The organism is Beduinella massiliensis (assembly GCF_900199405.1).
Taxonomy (GTDB): domain Bacteria; phylum Bacillota; class Clostridia; order Christensenellales; family Aristaeellaceae; genus Beduinella; species Beduinella massiliensis.
This window is the reverse complement of record NZ_LT963430.1, coordinates 3,175,947-3,190,412: the sequence shown is the minus strand read 5'-3', so window position 1 is coordinate 3,190,412 and position 14,466 is coordinate 3,175,947. Positions and strand designations below refer to the sequence as shown.

Below are 14,466 nucleotides of genomic sequence, written 5' to 3'. Positions count from 1 at the left end.
ACCTCACGGCTTGCATTTTTTGCATGGGTCATAGCCCGCGTTAATTGCATCGTCTCTTGCATCAAAATAGACTTGGTTCTTTGGCGCTGGCAGCGATCCGCAAATCGGCTTATGAAACTTCTTCGTGTTTTTATTACCGATGTAGGTTATGCCCGAATCAATATTATCCGGTGTGTTATCGCGCTCGGGACTATTTAAGAGCACATCCTTGCCATCGGATTGGATCGTGATAGTGCCCAGCTTATCTGTTCTGAGTATTCGGATACCTTTTGCGTCTAGCTTTTGCAGGGTTTCGGCGTGCGGGTGTCCGTATGAATTGTCGGCTCCGCAGCTTATGACGGCATAGTCAGGATCGGTTGTATCGAGAAACATATCGGTCGTGGAACTGCTGCTCCCGTGGTGCCCGACCTTCAGGACATCGGCCTTGAGGTGTGCACCGGCCGCAAGCATTTCGTTTTCACTGGTTTCTTCTGCATCACCGGTGAAAAGAAACGATGTACCTCCATAATCAATCCGTAGCACAATGCTGTAGTCATTTGTTTCGGCGTAACTGCTGCCGATCGGAGCCAGTGCCGTGACCGTAGCACCACCAAGCGTAAATATGGTTCCTGGCGTAGGCGCCGTGATTTTCAGACCTTTGCTTTGAATTGCAAGTAGAACGTCTTCAAACGTTTTTGTATCTGCCCGCACACGAGGCATCCAGACGTTTGTGACGTCGTACTGCTCGATTACTTTGTCAAGGCCACCGATGTGATCTTCGTGCGGGTGAGTGCCCACAACAAGATCGTAAGACGTTGCTCCGGCGCCAGCAAGGTAAGAGAGTAGCGCATCTGTGCTTGCGTTTGGCCCCGCGTCGACGAGCATGTTGTGCCCGTCACATTGCACGAGAGCGGCGTCACCCTGACCGACGTCGATGTACGATACAGTCAGATCCGCCCAGGCGACCACAGGCAGCAGCAGTATAAGCAACACGGCAATAGATAGCCTTTTCATACACACGCCTCCTTTTTTTGTAAAAGTGAAGGCTGGTGAAAGCTGTACACTATATCCTTATATACGAGACTTTATTATCTCTATACGTGGGGGATAGGGTTTAGCTTTCACCAGCCTTCACACAAACTATTAAAATATAATATTTGGAAATGCCAGTAGAACTAGAAAAAACACGAGCGCGAGACCATCGAATACACCAGTAAGCACGTCCCATGAGCAGTTTTGAGCGGATTCCGGTTCTCGAAAAGCAAGGAAGCCCCATAGCCAATCAATAAAAGTATGAGCATATTTTATTGCAAACACCAAGACGATTGCCAGAATGCTGGCAGCAACAAACATAGTCACAGGCCAAATTATGCCGCCTAACAGCGTGAAGAACACTGATTGCGCATCTTCCGCCTTCAATATAGTCGAAAATCCGTTGGTGCGAGATAAGAACGTGACAAAGACTAAAATGGCAAGGATGGCGCGACGTGCATAATACTTTTTCATTTGGTCTTCCTCCGCAATTCGACTACGACCCCGAGAATTTGAACGGGAAGATTCTTGATTTCTTGGGCTGTAAACGTGCGGGGCTCATATTCAGGATTCAATGGCTGGAGTGTCATCATGCCGCCGTTTAGTCGTACACGCTTGAACACTGCGTCACTGCCATCCACTAATACAATCGCGTCATCACCACTATCACAAATGGGCTGCTTGCGAACAATAAGCACATCGCCGTCCAGATACTGTGGATACATGCTATTGCCTTTGACCTGAAGACCAAAGTATTCACGCCCTCCAGAGGCCATAGAAGCCGGAAGCTCCTCCCAGTCTATAATGTCCTCGATCGCCTCAAGTGGAAGGCCGGCGGGGACAGAACCGAGCACTGGGATACGAATGGATGACGGGCTTAAGGGCCCGTACATCATCTCAGTCCACTCAGCAGCATGAAAAGCAGATTCCGCCGTGTTGCGGTCACCATCAAAGTATTCTACGAATCCTTGTGGAATGCGCACGTCTGTTCTTCCTATAAGCCAATCTAGCGAAACGCCAAAATAATCGGCGATCTTCGCTAGTTTATCATTTTTGGGAGTGCTACGTCCTTTTTTCCACTCAGTCATGGCTGAAGTACCAAAACCAAGGTCTTTGGCAACACGATATGCAGTAATACCGCGTTCATCTAACAGCTGTTGAAAACGCTCATACACAGAAAAATTTCCCCCTTTTTTAAAATAGTACAGAAAAAAGAGCTAAAATCATTGACTAGCTTTGAAACTTGTGCTATTATTTTTGCATAGTACAGAAAACAAATCGAATTAAGATTCGAAGCTATGGATTTTGTGCTTTTACAAAATTATATCATATTTCCGAGCTAATTGCAATGAAAAGGAGGGGCATCGTGTATCGCAAATTCGAGAAATTGCTGGAAAGCCACGGGGTAACCGCTTACCGTGTGGCTCACGCAACTGGAATTTCAACGAGTACGTTTTCCGGGTGGAAAAACGGTCGGAGCAGTCCTAAGCTCGATAAGCTCAAGCGAATCGCCGATTACTTTGGCGTGAGCATCAGCTACTTTGTGGAGGAAGAGAATGGTGACTGATCTTCAAGTCTTCATAAACCCGGACTTTGGCCAGATCCGTGCCATAGACAAAGACGGCGAAGCATGGTTCGTAGCGGTGGATGTGTGCCGAGCCCTGGAGCTTGGGAACAGCCGGAAAGCGCTGACAAGGTTAGATGACGATGAAAAGAATACCGTCACTTTAAGTGACGGAAATCGCGGCAACCCAAACGTCTCCATCGTCAACGAACCAGGCCTGTACACGCTCGTGCTCGGCAGCCGCAAACCAGAGGCTAAAGCCTTCCGTCGGTGGGTCACGCACGAAGTCTTACCGTCGATCCGGCGGCACGGCTTGTATATCACACAAGAGTTGCTCGCGGATCACGAGAAGCTGAAAGCAGCCCTGGAAGACATTAAGGACGAGAACCTACACCTTGCGCTGAAGTACGACGGGATGCTCGCACGGTTGGAGTTTCTGCAGCACCGCGTCGCGTACCATCGAGGCCAAGAGGCAAAACGACTGATGACTGGTATACGGGATACCGCACAAGTGTTAGACATCCCGGAGCATCAACTTGTAGGATGGCTGCTTCAAAGGCGCTTCCTATACCGCAAGCGGGGAAGTAAAGACCTAAGAGCGTATGCCCCATACCTGGGGCCGAAAAAAGATTACTTCCGGCTGCGGGCCACAAACGATGATGGATTTGAGCACGTGCAGCTGATTGTCACTCCCATGGGGCGCGAGTATTTCGGTACCAGGAAAAAAGAAATCATGGAGGCAAAGATTGATGAAACTATGTGATTCCTACGACAACGTATCTCATGCGACCGGGGCCCTCAACTGCGCAAGGGTGACGATGGCCGATCTAACCATGGATATGATCATGCGTTCAGAATCCGGCCATGCGATACCGAACGACATTGCTGTGCGGATCGGGATTATCGAGGATTATCTCAATGATATGGTCGACCTCCTTTCCGTCGCAGAGAGAAACCTGCTCGATTTAGTACAAGGAGATGATACCGATGCCGAAAACATTGATTACGAAATCCCAGAAGCTCGCGCAGGTATGGAAATCACAGGACGCAGAGCTTCGCGGTGAGATAGCCCGGTACTTGGCGATGAAAAACCTAAAGATGGAAGAGCTTGCTACGCTCGCGCGCATGAGCCGGGCGACAATGTACAACCGCTGTAAGCGACCGGAAACGTTCACGCTCGCTGAGCTGCGCCGGCTGCTTGCGATTATCGGCGGGGAGGCCGACGCCTATGCACGGCACACCGGCTGACATTCTTGGGATGCTACAGGCAATGCGAGAGGGGGGATGGGCAAACGAAGATATGCAAAACGCCTTTGGACGTAAAAAAGCCACTGGCGAGGCGGCAACCTCAGACCAGCGGCAGACAAAAACATGCGACCTTATTGTAGCACAACGAGAGGAGATTATCAATGGAAATCACCGTTAGAATCGATTGCCCCGCGCTGGATCGTCTGGCGCAAGCATTATCCGGGATTCCGGCACTGCACCCCAACGGCGGGTACGCGCCGATGGCGGCGCCCGCCAAAGCAGAGGCACCCGCCAAGGTGGAAAAGCCGACCAGCAATCCGACTGTGATCTCCATGGTCGAAGCCCGCGCAGCCCTGAACGACCTGCGCGCTGCGAAGGGCGCAAAGGCGGTGCGGGGCGTGTTGGATCAGATGGGTGTCAAGTCGTTTACCGATCTGAAGAGCCCCGAGGAGCTGGCGCGCGCGGTACAGCTTGCCCAGGAGGCGATGGCATGAGTTTGCTGCTGCTCGCTCTGTGTATCTATCAGTTGATCGACCGGGAGAACGTAGAGGCGGCCCAAGCACGGCTGCTGGAAAGGTGGGAAAAATGCCGGCAGTAGGACATGCCCTGCTCAGCGCGAGCAGCGCGCACCGGTGGCTGGCCTGTCCGCCCAGCGCGCAGCTATGCGCGCAGGCCCCCGAGGGCGGCACGAGCGAGGCTGCGGCGGAGGGGACGCTGGCGCACAGCATCTGTGAAGCAAAAATCAATGCCTACTTGAAGGGCAAGAAGCCGCGCACGCCTGCGAAGTTGACCAGACATGAACTGTACCGCAAAGCGATGGAGGAGCACACCGACGGTTTTGTAGACTACGTAATCGAGCTATACGACGCAGCGCAGCGGCGCAGCCCTGACGCGCTGCTGCTGACGGAGCAGCGACTGGACTTCGGGGCCTGGGTGCCGGACGGCTTTGGTACGGGTGACGTCATCATCATATCCGACGGTGTGATGGACGTAGTGGACTTTAAATACGGCAAAGGTGTGCCGGTCAGCGCTGAAAACAACCCGCAGCTGCGGCTGTATGGCTTGGGTGCGTTGGCAGAGTTCAGCAGCCTGTATGAGATTGACATGGTGCGTCTGCACATCTTCCAGCCGCGGCTTGACAGCGTCACGATGGAGACCCTGCACGTCGAAGCGCTGCTGGAATGGGGCAACCGGATACTCACGACCGCACAGCAAGCCGCAGAGGGCAAGGGCGAGTTTAAAGCTGGCGAACATTGTCGGTTTTGCCGCGTGGCGGCGACATGCCGCGCACGGGCAGAGAAGCAGCTGGAGCTCGCAAAGTACGAATTTGCCGATGCACCGCTACTCAGCAACGCTGAGATTGGCGAAATCTTAGCCCGCGTGGACGAGCTGACCGCATGGGCGAAATCGGTCAAAGACTACGCCGCACAGCAGGCGATTGAGAACGGAGAGCATTTCGACGGCTGGAAGCTCGTGGCCGGCCGGTCGACCCGGAAGATCTCCAACGAAGAGCTGGCCGTGCTCGCTTTGAGGGAAAGCGGGTACAAGACGACCGACGTTATGCGCATCAAGGGTCTAACAGACCTCGAAGAGTTGGTCGGGAAGAAGGCTTTGGCAAGCCTTCTGGGCGACCTGATCGTCAAACCGGAGGGCAAACCGACGCTTGTGCCGGAGACGGACAAGCGGCCGGAATGGAACAGTGCAAAGCAGGACTTTAACGACGACGTCACCGCCTGACAGCGGTGAGGATCGAAATATGGGAGATGTGGAATTATGGAAGCTACTAAGGTTATCACCGGTAAGGTGCGTTTCAGTTATCTCAATGCTTTTAAGCCCCGTGCGAGCGCGGAAGGCCAGGAGCCCAAGTACAGCGTATGCCTGTTGATCCCCAAGACGGACAAGACGACGCTAGGTAAGATCAAGGCGGCCTGCGAGGCAGCCCGGCTCTCCAGCGCCGCAATATTCGGTGGCAAGGTGCCGACGTCGCTCAAGTCGCCGCTGCACGACGGCGACGGAGAGAAGCCCAACGGTGGCGAATATGGCCCGGAATGCAAGGGCTGCTACGTGCTCAACGCCAGCAGCAAGCGCGCGCCCGGCGTAATCGACCGCAGCAAAGTCGAGATCCTGGATGAGACGGAGCTGTATTCGGGGTGCTACGGCAGGGCTTCGCTCAACTTCTATGCCTATAACCAGAGTGGTAACAAGGGTATCGCGGCCGGATTGAATAACCTGCAAAAGCTTGCAGACGGCGAGCCACTGGGCGGGTTCAGCCGCGCGGAAGACGACTTCGCGGACGATTTCGAGGGTGAAGAAGACGACCTTGGACTGTAAGAGACGGTAGAGGCGGTGCGGTAGAGGCCGCGCCGCCTCTTTGCGTAGGAGGATTTACATTGACACCACAAGAGTTCATGCAAAAGCAAAAGCTACCCTATGCGGCCAAGGTCGCACACGCGGAGATCAAGGCGTGGGAGTTCTACAATCAGCTCGACGGCATGTGCTATATTTCGGTCGGAGGCCTCGACAGCATCACATTATTGCTGTTCTTGCGCTCTATCGGCATCGATGTGCCAGCGGTATCGGTTTCCAGCCTCGAAGATAAATCCATTCAAAGGATTCACCGCGAACTTGGCGTTCAAGTGCTCCATCCGATCAAGACACAGAAGCAGGTTGTCGAGGAGTACGGGTATCCGATTATCAGCAAGGAAAAGGCGCGAAAAATCGAGGCTTTGCAAAAAGCGGACAACCCTAAGCAGACTTTCATTCACGCGCTGATTACCGGCGACATGGGAGCGCAAGGAAACTTTGGGCATTCCAACCGCTTAAAGTTACCCGATAAGTGGCTGAAACTATTTGGCGGAAACTATCAGGACCATAGGCCGGACTTTCCGATGAAAGCTGCACCTTTCAGGGTTTCGGCGGAATGCTGCTATTGGATGAAGGAAAAGCCCTGCTCCGATTATGCAAAGGCAGCTGGTCGCTCGCCGTACATGGGTCTTATGGCCTCCGAGGGCGGTCAGCGTGAAAAGGGGTTGATGAAAAATGGCTGCAACTACTATGGCAAATCAGTTACACGCTCATGCCCGTTTGCGATTTTTATGAGGCAAGACCTGTTGCAACTGGCGCTTGACCTACATGTCCCCGTGCCTGAAATCTATGGCGAGATCGTTCGCGACACAGATGGAACCCTCCGGACGACCAGGGCTCAGCGGACAGGCTGTACAATGTGCGGCTTTGGAATCCACATCGAGAAGCGTCCGCATCGATACGATCGTTTATACGAGGATAACCCGAAATACTGGAACTACCTCATGTACGATCAAGGCTGGGGCGCGGTTCTGGATTACATCGGCGTTGCCTGGAACCCAGCGCTGGAGGAAAAGAAGAATGGCGAAAACGCTCAGCATTGACATTGAGACGTACAGCGACGTTGACCTGACGCGCTGCGGCGTACATCGCTACGTCGATTCGCCTGATTTTCGGATTTTACTCATAGGTTATGCGTTTGACGACGGGCCGGTACGGGTCGTGGACTGCACGAAGAACTGCCTGAATGACGAGGAGCTGCGCGCATTCCAAGGCGCGCTGTGGGCCCCTGATGTGCTTAAAACCGCCTACAACGCAGCCTTCGAGATGACCTGTCTGGGCCGCTGGTTTGGCCGGCCTATGGATGAGAGGCAGTGGAGATGTACGGCGGTGCTGGCCGCGACGCTGGGCCTGCCGCGTAAGCTGGGCGACGCAGTCAAAGCGCTGGGTCTGACCGAAGAGAAGATGGACGAGGGCAAGAGGCTGATCGATTATTTCAGCAAGCCTTGCAAGCCGACGCAGACCAGCGGAGGGCACGCGCGAAACCTGCCGGAGCACGACCCGGCGAAATGGCGCGCGTTTATTGATTATAACCAGCAGGATGTCGTCGTGGAGCGCGAGCTGCGTAAGCGGCTATCGGCCTATCCGCTGCCGCCGAAAGAGCAAGCCGCATGGGAGATGGATCAACGAATCAACGCGCGCGGGGTCGGCGTTGACATGGAATTTGTCCGCGCCGCGATTGCGATGAGCAACGAGCACAACGGCCTGCTGACGGACGAAGCCCGGCAGCTGACCGGACTGGACAACCCAAACAGCGTGGCGCAGCTTAAACGGTACTTTGGCACGGATAGCCTGACGAAGAAAGACGTTGCGGCGATGCGCGAAACGGCGACCGGCGAAAAGGCGCGGGCGCTGGCGATCCGGCAGGAGCTGGGAAAAACGAGCATGGCGAAGTACGAGGCCATCGAGCGCAGCGTCTGTTCCGACGGTCGAGTGCACGGGTTGTTCCAATTCTACGGCGCAAATCGAACGGGCCGATGGGCAGGCAGGCTCGTGCAAGTTCAAAATTTACCCCAAAATCACCTGGAAGACCTGGAAGCCGCGCGAGAGATCGCGAAGAGCGGAGATCGTGAGGGTCTGGAAATGCTGTACGGCAATGTGCCGTCGACGCTCTCCGAGTTGATCCGCACGGCCTTTGTGGCCAAGCCGGGGCACACATTTGCAGTAGCTGATTTTAGCGCCATCGAGGCGCGGGTTGTAGCATGGCTGGCCGACGAGAAGTGGCGGCAGGAGGTCTTTGCGAAAGGCGGCGACATATACTGCGCGTCAGCCAGCCAGATGTTTAAGGTGCCGGTCGAAAAGCACGGCCAGAATGCTCACTTGCGGCAGAAGGGCAAGATTGCTGAATTGGCCCTGGGCTACGGCGGCGGCGTGGGGGCGCTGACCAACATGGGCGCGCTAGAGATGGGCCTGGAAGAGAGTGAGCTACAGCCGCTGGTGACGGCATGGCGCGAGGCCAGCCCGCACATCGTGGCGCTGTGGGAGCGTGTCGGCTCCGCAGTGATTAACGCCGTGAAGCACGGCGGTACCTACAAGCTGCCACACGGGTTGAGCGTTGAGCGTACGACAAAAAGGCTGCTGCACATCCACCTTCCCAGCGGTCGGAGTCTGCGGTATTTCGAGCCGCAGATGACGACAAACAAGTTTGGCGGGGAGAGCGTGAGCTATCAAAGCTATGAAGCGGGGCGGTGGAGCCGCGTCGAGAGCTACGGGCCGAAGTTTGTAGAGAACGTCGTCCAGGCCATCGCCCGTGACTGCCTGCGCGACGCGATGCTGGCCGTTGAGCAACACTACCCGGAGATCGTCATGCACGTGCATGACGAAATGGTCGTCGAGGTGCCGGAGGCGGAAGCTGATACAGCGCTACGGGATATCTGCGAGATCATGGCGCGGCCTCTGCCGTGGGCACCCGGTTTGGTGTTGCGCGGGGATGGGTACGTGACCAAATTTTATAAAAAGGATTGATATTGTGGACATGCTTTGGATCGGCAAAGAGCCACATCTAGTGCGCGATGCGGCAGAGCAGGCGCTGCTCAAGATCGCACGCATCAAGACCGGAAAGGGCACGCGGGATAGTTTCGTGGATCTGGCAGGCTATGCGGCCTGCGGCGCGGAGGTGGTGGCGCATGAATAACCTCACGATCTCTGTAGGCAAGAGCCGGCATGATACGCACTGGCAAGTGCGGCAGCTAAGTTGGCCGGATTTGTTAGAGCGTTTGCGCACGCCGATCCGCACGACGGAGACGGCCGCGGAGTTCGCGGCGATGCCAGCGCAACAGCGCGCGGAGATCAAAGACGTCGGCGGATTCGTGGGCGGCGACGTGCACGGCGGGCGGCGCAAATCGAGCAACGTGCAAAGCCGCTGCCTGCTCGCGCTGGACGCGGACTACGGCACGGTGGAGTTGTGGGACGTCTGGACGTCGATGTACGGACTTGCGGCCGGCGTGTACGCAACGCACAGCCACACGCCGGACAAGCCCCGCCTGCGCTTCTTGTTCCCGCTGGCGCGCCCTGTCGCGCCGGACGAATACGAGGCTATCGCTCGCCGGGTCGCGAGCTGGCTGGACATTGAAGCGTTTGACGATACGACCTACCAGCCCGGCAGGCTGATGTACTGGCCCAGCATGCCCAAAGACGCAGAGTACATCTTTGAGGCGCAGGACGGGCCGTGGCTCGACCCGGACGCGGTGCTGAGCGAGTACAACGACTGGCACGACACGGCAGAGTGGCCCACGAGCAGCCGCCAGACACACAAGCTGCGCGCCCGCGCAAAGGCGCAGGGCGAGCCCACGGACAAGCCGGGCATCGTCGGCGCGTTCTGCCGGGTGTACGACGTTCCAGCGGCGATTGCAAAATTTCTTTCTACTATATATGACGCAGCGCAGGAGGGCAGATACACCTACCGCGCGGGCAGCGCCTACGGAGGTGCGGTGCTGTATGATGGCGGAAAATTTATCTATTCGCATCACGACAGCGACCCCGCGGGCGGGAGGCTGTGCAACGCGTTTGATCTGGTGCGGCTGCACCTGTATGGCGAGCTCGACGGGGACAAAGACCTGCCCGCGAACGAGATGCCGTCATTTATGGCGATGCAGGAGATGTGCCAAGGAGACAGTGCGGTGCTTGAAGAGCTCGAAGCGCGGATCAAGGCCAATGCGCTGGAAGACTTTGAAAACGAGGCGGCGGAGGGCCTGATTAAAAGCGAGACAGACTACACCGACCAGGGCAACGCCGTGGCCTTTGCCGACGCATACAAGCGCGTGCTTTGCTGGCAGGACAACCTGCGCTGGGTAGCCTGGGACGGCGTGCGGTGGCAGACCGACGCGGAGGGAGCCGCGAAGCTGCTCATGATGCGGTTTACCGACGGGCTGCTGAGCGCCGCACAGGCTTGGCTGCGCGTGACGCCGGAAGGCTCAGACGACCGCAAGCGCGCCGCAGCGGCGCTGAGCTGGGCCTGCAAGAGCCGCAGCGCTGCGAAGATCAAAGCGACGCTCGACCTTGCCAAACCAATGCTGGAGAGCCATCTCTTGGAGGACTTCGACGCCGACCCGTGGGCCTTGAACACGCCCGGCGGGATTGTAGACCTCAAAACCGGCAAGCTGCGCTCGCACGACGCGGCCGCGCTGTGCACGGCCTGTACGGCGGTTGCGCCCGCTGGCGGCGAGACGCCGATGTACAGCGATTTTCTGCGCCGCATTACAAACGCTGACACGGATTTTGAGCGGTACCTGCAGGACGTTGCGGGCATGGCGCTGGTCGGCGCGGTGTACGAAGAGGGCATGGTCATCAGCTACGGGCCCGGCGGCAACGGCAAGTCAACCTTGTTTGGAGCCTGGAAAGACGTGCTGGGCGACTATGCGGGCGGCATTCGGCAGGAGCTATTGGTGGCGAAAAACAACGGGGCTGAAGCATTTGGGCTGGAACAGGTACGCGGCAAGCGGCTTGTCATTGCCGGTGAGACCGACGAGGGCGCGAACATGAGCGTCAGCATCATGAAGCGCCTGACGAGCCGCGACGAGATCAATGCAAACCCCAAGGGTCGAGACCCGTTCAGCTTCAGACCGACGCACACGCTGGTGCTGCACACCAATCACCTGTTTAAATTGCGCTCGCTCGACGGCGGCACACGCAGGCGCATCGCGGTCGCGCCGTTTGAGACGACGATTGCGCCGGAGCAGATGGTCACCAATTTCGGTGAGCAGCTGGTCGCGCAGGAGGGGCCACAGATATTGGCCTGGATGATCGAGGGCGCAAAGCGATTCTGTGCGAATCGCTGTAAGATCAAAAAGCCGGAAATCGTCAAACAATCCACGGCTGCGTATCTCGACCGCGAGGACTGGCTTAAGGCCTTTTTGAGCGAGTGCACGCGCGAGGGCACGAAGGTGAAAAGCGCGGAGCTGTACGGCCGTTACGTCACGTGGGCGACGAGCAACGGCGAGAAGATGCCGCGGCGCTCGAACGACTTCGCCGCGGCGCTGGAGGCACGCGGGTATGAGCGACGGCACACCAACATCGGCAACGTGTGGCTGGGGCTTGAGGTCACGGAGGAGATATAATGCGCGAATCGCAGATCGAGGCCCGCATGGGCCAGCTTGTAAAGAAGCGAGGCGGGCTATATTACAAATTTGTGAGCCCCGGCAATCCCGGCGTGCCGGATCGCATCATCATCACACCCGATGGACGTGTTGTATGGGTAGAGCTCAAGACCGAAGTGGGCCGCCTGAGCAACCTGCAAAAGTGGCAGATCGAGGAGATGCGCAGGCGCGGCATGGACGTACGTAAGGTCAGCGGGTGGGATGAAGCGAAGGCCTGCGTGGAGGACGTATTCAAAAGGAGCGTAAGCGATGGATAAACTGATATTAGATGCCACTTGCGGAAGCCGTACCATGTGGTTTGACAAGCATCACCCTGCAGTGATCTACTGTGATAAACGTCAAGAGACGTTTGAAAGAGTATGGAGAGGCAGTGAAAGGCCGTGTGTCGTGGCGCCAGACGTAATATGTGACTTTACGCATTTGCCCTTCGATGATAAAACTTTTAGGCTTGTCGTATTTGATCCGCCACATCTTGAACGTGTTGGTGAAACGTCTTGGACCTTTAAAAAATACGGTAAACTTGAGGAGGGCTGGGAAGATACGCTTCGTAGTGGGTTCCACGAATGTCTTCGAGTGCTTAAACCCGAAGGGGTACTGATTTTTAAGTGGTCTGAAGTACAGATTCCGGCTGAAAAAGTGTGGCGCGCTATCGGGCAGCGCCCCTTATTTGGGCATCACAGCGGCAAAAAAATGGGCACATTTTGGGGCTGCTTCATGAAGTTTGACGAGAGTGGCGTCGTATGATTTTCAGGCCGCACGAATACCAGAGATACGCGATCCAAAGGATTGTCGAACAAAACGAGGTCGGTCTGCTACTTGATATGGGCCTTGGTAAAACAGCGATCACGCTGCACGCCATCGACGAGCTGATCAACAATCGGTATGAGGTCGACCGGGTGCTCGTCATCGCGCCGCTGCGCGTAGCGCAAACCGTGTGGGCGCAGGAAGCGGCCAAGTGGGATCTGGGGCTGCGGGTCGAGCGGGTGTTGGGCAGCGCGGCTGAGCGGCGGGCAGCGCTGAGGCGAGACGCCGACGTGTACGTAATCAATCGCGAGAACATTGAATGGCTGGCGGAAGAAGTGGGGCGGTGCTGGCCGTTTGACATGGTCGTGATCGACGAGCTGAGCAGCTTCAAGAGCGCGAGGGCGGGGCGCTTCCGGGCGCTCCGCCGTGTGCGGGGGTGCATCACGCGCATCGTGGGGCTCACGGGCACACCGGCACCCAACGGCCTGATCGACCTATGGGCGCAGATGTACCTGCTCGACCGCGGCGAGGCGCTGGGCAAGACGCTGGGCAGCTATCGATATCGGTATTTCGACGCTGGCAAACGCAACGGTCATGTCGTCTACGAGTGGCGTCTCAAACCGGGGGCCGAGGAGGCTATCTATGATGCGTTGCATAATCTGTGTATAAGTATGCAAAGTGTTGACTATCTACAGATGCCGGAGCGCATCGACAACGTTATCAGTGTCGAGCTCGATGATGCTGCACGGGCGGCATACGAAGAGATGGAGCGCGCGATGCTGCTGCAGTTGGACGGCAAAGAGATCGTAGCGCTTACCGCCGCAGCGGTCGCGAACAAGCTTCTGCAGCTCGCGCAGGGGGCCGTGTACGACGCGGGCGGCGACTGGCATGAGCTGCACAGGGCAAAGCTCGACGCCCTGGCAGACGTCGTAGAAGCCGCCTGCGGGCAGAGCATGTTGGTCTACTACACGTACAAGCACGACCTTGAACGGCTGCAAAAGGCGTTCCCGCAAGCGCGAGTGCTGCGGCGCGCAGAGGATGTCGAGGCCTGGAACCGCGGAGAGGTGCCGATGTTGCTCGCGCACCCTGATTCGGCGGGGCACGGCCTCAACCTGCAGGCAGGCGGGCATATAATCGTGTGGTTTGGGCTCACCTGGAGCCTCGAAAAGTATCAGCAAGCCAACGCGCGGCTGTACAGGCAGGGGCAGCAGCACGGTGTGGTCATACATCACCTTGTGGCGTGTGACACGATCGATGAGCGCGTCATGCGCGTGCTGGCGGGCAAGGCGAGGCTGCAGGACGAATTACTGGAGGCGGTGAAAGCGGTTGTCAGATGAAGAACGTGAAAGGCTGATACTGGACAATACGAAACTTGTATGGTATGTCGTACGGCGACTTTACGGCCACTCCCCGGCCGAAAAACAAGAAGAGCTATACCATTACGGGCTGGAAGGGCTGGTAAAGGCCGCGAGGGACTTTGACCCGGAGCGCGGGGTCAAATTCGGCACGATGGCTTACCCGTACATACGCAACGCGCTGGGCCACGGGGCCCGCCGGGAGTTTGGGTCGGTCTACCTACCGGTGTACAAGCGCCAGGCATACTCGGCGCTGCTGTACGGCGACGGCATACCTGCAGAGATCGCGCCGGACGAGGCGCGTACCATGCAGGCGCTGGGCGAAGGCCTGCTGTCGCTGGATACGGAGTATATGGCCGACCGGCTCGGCGGCGAGGATCAGGAGCTCGAGCGCGCAGAGCAGCGCGCAGACGTTGAGCGGCTGCTGGGGCAACTTAAGAGCCGCGAGCGGTATGTGATCGTGCACCGCCTCGCCTACGGCGAAAAACTGCGCCAGGTGGCCGAGGCGCTGGGCTTATCGCGCGAGCGCGTGCGCCAGATCGAAAAGCGGGCAATGGAAAAGCTCCGGGAGGGTTAAACCTCTCGG

18 protein-coding genes are annotated in these 14,466 nt (G+C 57.1%); 15 read left to right on the top strand and 3 right to left on the bottom strand.

The window, feature by feature from the left end; translation table 11 throughout:
- Positions 1–3: 3 nt before the first annotated feature.
- The 3 genes from C1725_RS15450 to C1725_RS15440 form a co-directional block, all read right to left on the bottom strand.
- Entirely contained in the window at positions 4–993 is a 990-nt protein-coding gene (locus C1725_RS15450; RefSeq protein ID WP_102412485.1) for an MBL fold metallo-hydrolase, read from the bottom strand.
- Positions 994–1,122: 129 nt separating this feature from the next.
- Positions 1,123–1,485 carry a hypothetical protein gene (locus C1725_RS15445; RefSeq protein WP_102412483.1) on the bottom strand — a complete coding sequence of 121 codons (363 nt, stop codon included), beginning with the start codon at positions 1,483–1,485 and terminating at the stop codon, positions 1,123–1,125.
- Positions 1,482–2,186 (bottom strand): S24 family peptidase, encoded by a 705-nt coding sequence (locus C1725_RS15440; protein ID WP_102412481.1) that lies wholly within the window; start codon positions 2,184–2,186, stop codon positions 1,482–1,484. The genes C1725_RS15445 and C1725_RS15440 overlap by 4 nt, the downstream gene beginning before the upstream one ends.
- Before the next feature lie 191 nt (positions 2,187–2,377).
- Between C1725_RS15440 and C1725_RS15435 the strand changes: the two genes are divergently transcribed.
- The 15 genes from C1725_RS15435 to C1725_RS15375 all read left to right on the top strand — a co-directional run bounded on the left by C1725_RS15435 (position 2,378) and on the right by C1725_RS15375 (position 14,457).
- Complete coding sequence (locus tag C1725_RS15435) at positions 2,378–2,578, top strand: helix-turn-helix domain-containing protein (RefSeq protein WP_102412480.1); 201 nt, start codon at positions 2,378–2,380, stop codon at positions 2,576–2,578.
- Positions 2,568–3,338, top strand: a complete 771-nt coding sequence (locus tag C1725_RS15430; RefSeq protein ID WP_102412478.1) for a BRO family protein — start codon at positions 2,568–2,570, stop codon at positions 3,336–3,338. Before C1725_RS15435 ends, C1725_RS15430 begins: the two co-directional genes overlap by 11 nt.
- Positions 3,325–3,639: a hypothetical protein gene (locus C1725_RS19025; RefSeq protein ID WP_146009267.1), complete on the top strand. Its 315-nt coding sequence runs from the start codon at positions 3,325–3,327 to the stop codon at positions 3,637–3,639. Before C1725_RS15430 ends, C1725_RS19025 begins: the two co-directional genes overlap by 14 nt.
- A gap of 34 nt (positions 3,640–3,673) precedes the next feature.
- The gene (locus tag C1725_RS19470) at positions 3,674–3,823 is read left to right on the top strand and encodes a hypothetical protein (RefSeq protein ID WP_346026722.1); all 150 of its coding nucleotides are present in this window, start codon (positions 3,674–3,676) and stop codon (positions 3,821–3,823) included.
- 161 nt (positions 3,824–3,984) lie between these two features.
- Entirely contained in the window at positions 3,985–4,317 is a 333-nt protein-coding gene (locus C1725_RS15420; protein ID WP_102412475.1) for a hypothetical protein, read from the top strand.
- A 91-nt stretch (positions 4,318–4,408) separates the two neighbouring features.
- Positions 4,409–5,560: a DUF2800 domain-containing protein gene (locus C1725_RS15415; RefSeq protein WP_102412474.1), complete on the top strand. Its 1,152-nt coding sequence runs from the start codon at positions 4,409–4,411 to the stop codon at positions 5,558–5,560.
- A 36-nt stretch (positions 5,561–5,596) separates the two neighbouring features.
- Positions 5,597–6,154: an ssDNA-binding protein gene (locus C1725_RS15410; protein ID WP_102412473.1), complete on the top strand. Its 558-nt coding sequence runs from the start codon at positions 5,597–5,599 to the stop codon at positions 6,152–6,154.
- Between the two features lie 59 nt (positions 6,155–6,213).
- Positions 6,214–7,230, top strand: coding sequence for a hypothetical protein (locus C1725_RS15405; RefSeq protein WP_102412471.1), 1,017 nt, complete (start codon positions 6,214–6,216; stop codon positions 7,228–7,230).
- Positions 7,208–9,151: a DNA polymerase gene (locus C1725_RS15400; RefSeq protein WP_102412469.1), complete on the top strand. Its 1,944-nt coding sequence runs from the start codon at positions 7,208–7,210 to the stop codon at positions 9,149–9,151. Before C1725_RS15405 ends, C1725_RS15400 begins: the two co-directional genes overlap by 23 nt.
- A 10-nt stretch (positions 9,152–9,161) precedes the next feature.
- Entirely contained in the window at positions 9,162–9,320 is a 159-nt protein-coding gene (locus C1725_RS19465; RefSeq protein WP_346026901.1) for a DUF6378 domain-containing protein, read from the top strand.
- A complete protein-coding gene (locus C1725_RS15395) occupies positions 9,313–11,742 on the top strand; it encodes a DNA primase family protein (RefSeq protein ID WP_346026721.1) in 2,430 nt (809 codons plus the stop codon). The genes C1725_RS19465 and C1725_RS15395 overlap by 8 nt, the downstream gene beginning before the upstream one ends.
- Complete coding sequence (locus tag C1725_RS15390) at positions 11,742–12,038, top strand: VRR-NUC domain-containing protein (protein WP_102412466.1); 297 nt, start codon at positions 11,742–11,744, stop codon at positions 12,036–12,038. The genes C1725_RS15395 and C1725_RS15390 overlap by 1 nt, the downstream gene beginning before the upstream one ends.
- Positions 12,031–12,525: a methyltransferase gene (locus C1725_RS15385; RefSeq protein WP_102412464.1), complete on the top strand. Its 495-nt coding sequence runs from the start codon at positions 12,031–12,033 to the stop codon at positions 12,523–12,525. The genes C1725_RS15390 and C1725_RS15385 overlap by 8 nt, the downstream gene beginning before the upstream one ends.
- On the top strand, positions 12,522–13,862 hold the full coding sequence (locus tag C1725_RS15380; RefSeq protein WP_102412462.1) for an SNF2-related protein: 1,341 nt from the start codon (positions 12,522–12,524) through the stop codon (positions 13,860–13,862). The genes C1725_RS15385 and C1725_RS15380 overlap by 4 nt, the downstream gene beginning before the upstream one ends.
- Positions 13,852–14,457 (top strand): sigma-70 family RNA polymerase sigma factor, encoded by a 606-nt coding sequence (locus C1725_RS15375; protein WP_102412460.1) that lies wholly within the window; start codon positions 13,852–13,854, stop codon positions 14,455–14,457. Before C1725_RS15380 ends, C1725_RS15375 begins: the two co-directional genes overlap by 11 nt.
- Positions 14,458–14,466: the final 9 nt, after the last annotated feature.

Bases quoted from the DNA above. Each gene is read 5' to 3' on its own strand.
- C1725_RS15450 (WP_102412485.1), bottom strand. From the start codon at position 993: ATGAAAAGGCTATCTATTGCCGTGTTGCTTATACTGCTGCTGCCTGTG.
- C1725_RS15445 (WP_102412483.1), bottom strand. From the start codon at position 1,485: ATGAAAAAGTATTATGCACGTCGCGCCATCCTTGCCATTTTAGTCTTT.
- C1725_RS15430 (WP_102412478.1), top strand. From the start codon at position 2,568: ATGGTGACTGATCTTCAAGTCTTCATAAACCCGGACTTTGGCCAGATC.
- C1725_RS19025 (WP_146009267.1), top strand. From the start codon at position 3,325: ATGAAACTATGTGATTCCTACGACAACGTATCTCATGCGACCGGGGCC.
- C1725_RS19470 (WP_346026722.1), top strand. From the start codon at position 3,674: ATGGAAGAGCTTGCTACGCTCGCGCGCATGAGCCGGGCGACAATGTAC.
- C1725_RS15420 (WP_102412475.1), top strand. From the start codon at position 3,985: ATGGAAATCACCGTTAGAATCGATTGCCCCGCGCTGGATCGTCTGGCG.
- C1725_RS15415 (WP_102412474.1), top strand. From the start codon at position 4,409: ATGCCGGCAGTAGGACATGCCCTGCTCAGCGCGAGCAGCGCGCACCGG.
- C1725_RS15410 (WP_102412473.1), top strand. From the start codon at position 5,597: ATGGAAGCTACTAAGGTTATCACCGGTAAGGTGCGTTTCAGTTATCTC.
- C1725_RS15400 (WP_102412469.1), top strand. From the start codon at position 7,208: ATGGCGAAAACGCTCAGCATTGACATTGAGACGTACAGCGACGTTGAC.
- C1725_RS19465 (WP_346026901.1), top strand. From the start codon at position 9,162: ATGCTTTGGATCGGCAAAGAGCCACATCTAGTGCGCGATGCGGCAGAG.
- C1725_RS15395 (WP_346026721.1), top strand. From the start codon at position 9,313: ATGAATAACCTCACGATCTCTGTAGGCAAGAGCCGGCATGATACGCAC.
- C1725_RS15390 (WP_102412466.1), top strand. From the start codon at position 11,742: ATGCGCGAATCGCAGATCGAGGCCCGCATGGGCCAGCTTGTAAAGAAG.
- C1725_RS15385 (WP_102412464.1), top strand. From the start codon at position 12,031: ATGGATAAACTGATATTAGATGCCACTTGCGGAAGCCGTACCATGTGG.
- C1725_RS15380 (WP_102412462.1), top strand. From the start codon at position 12,522: ATGATTTTCAGGCCGCACGAATACCAGAGATACGCGATCCAAAGGATT.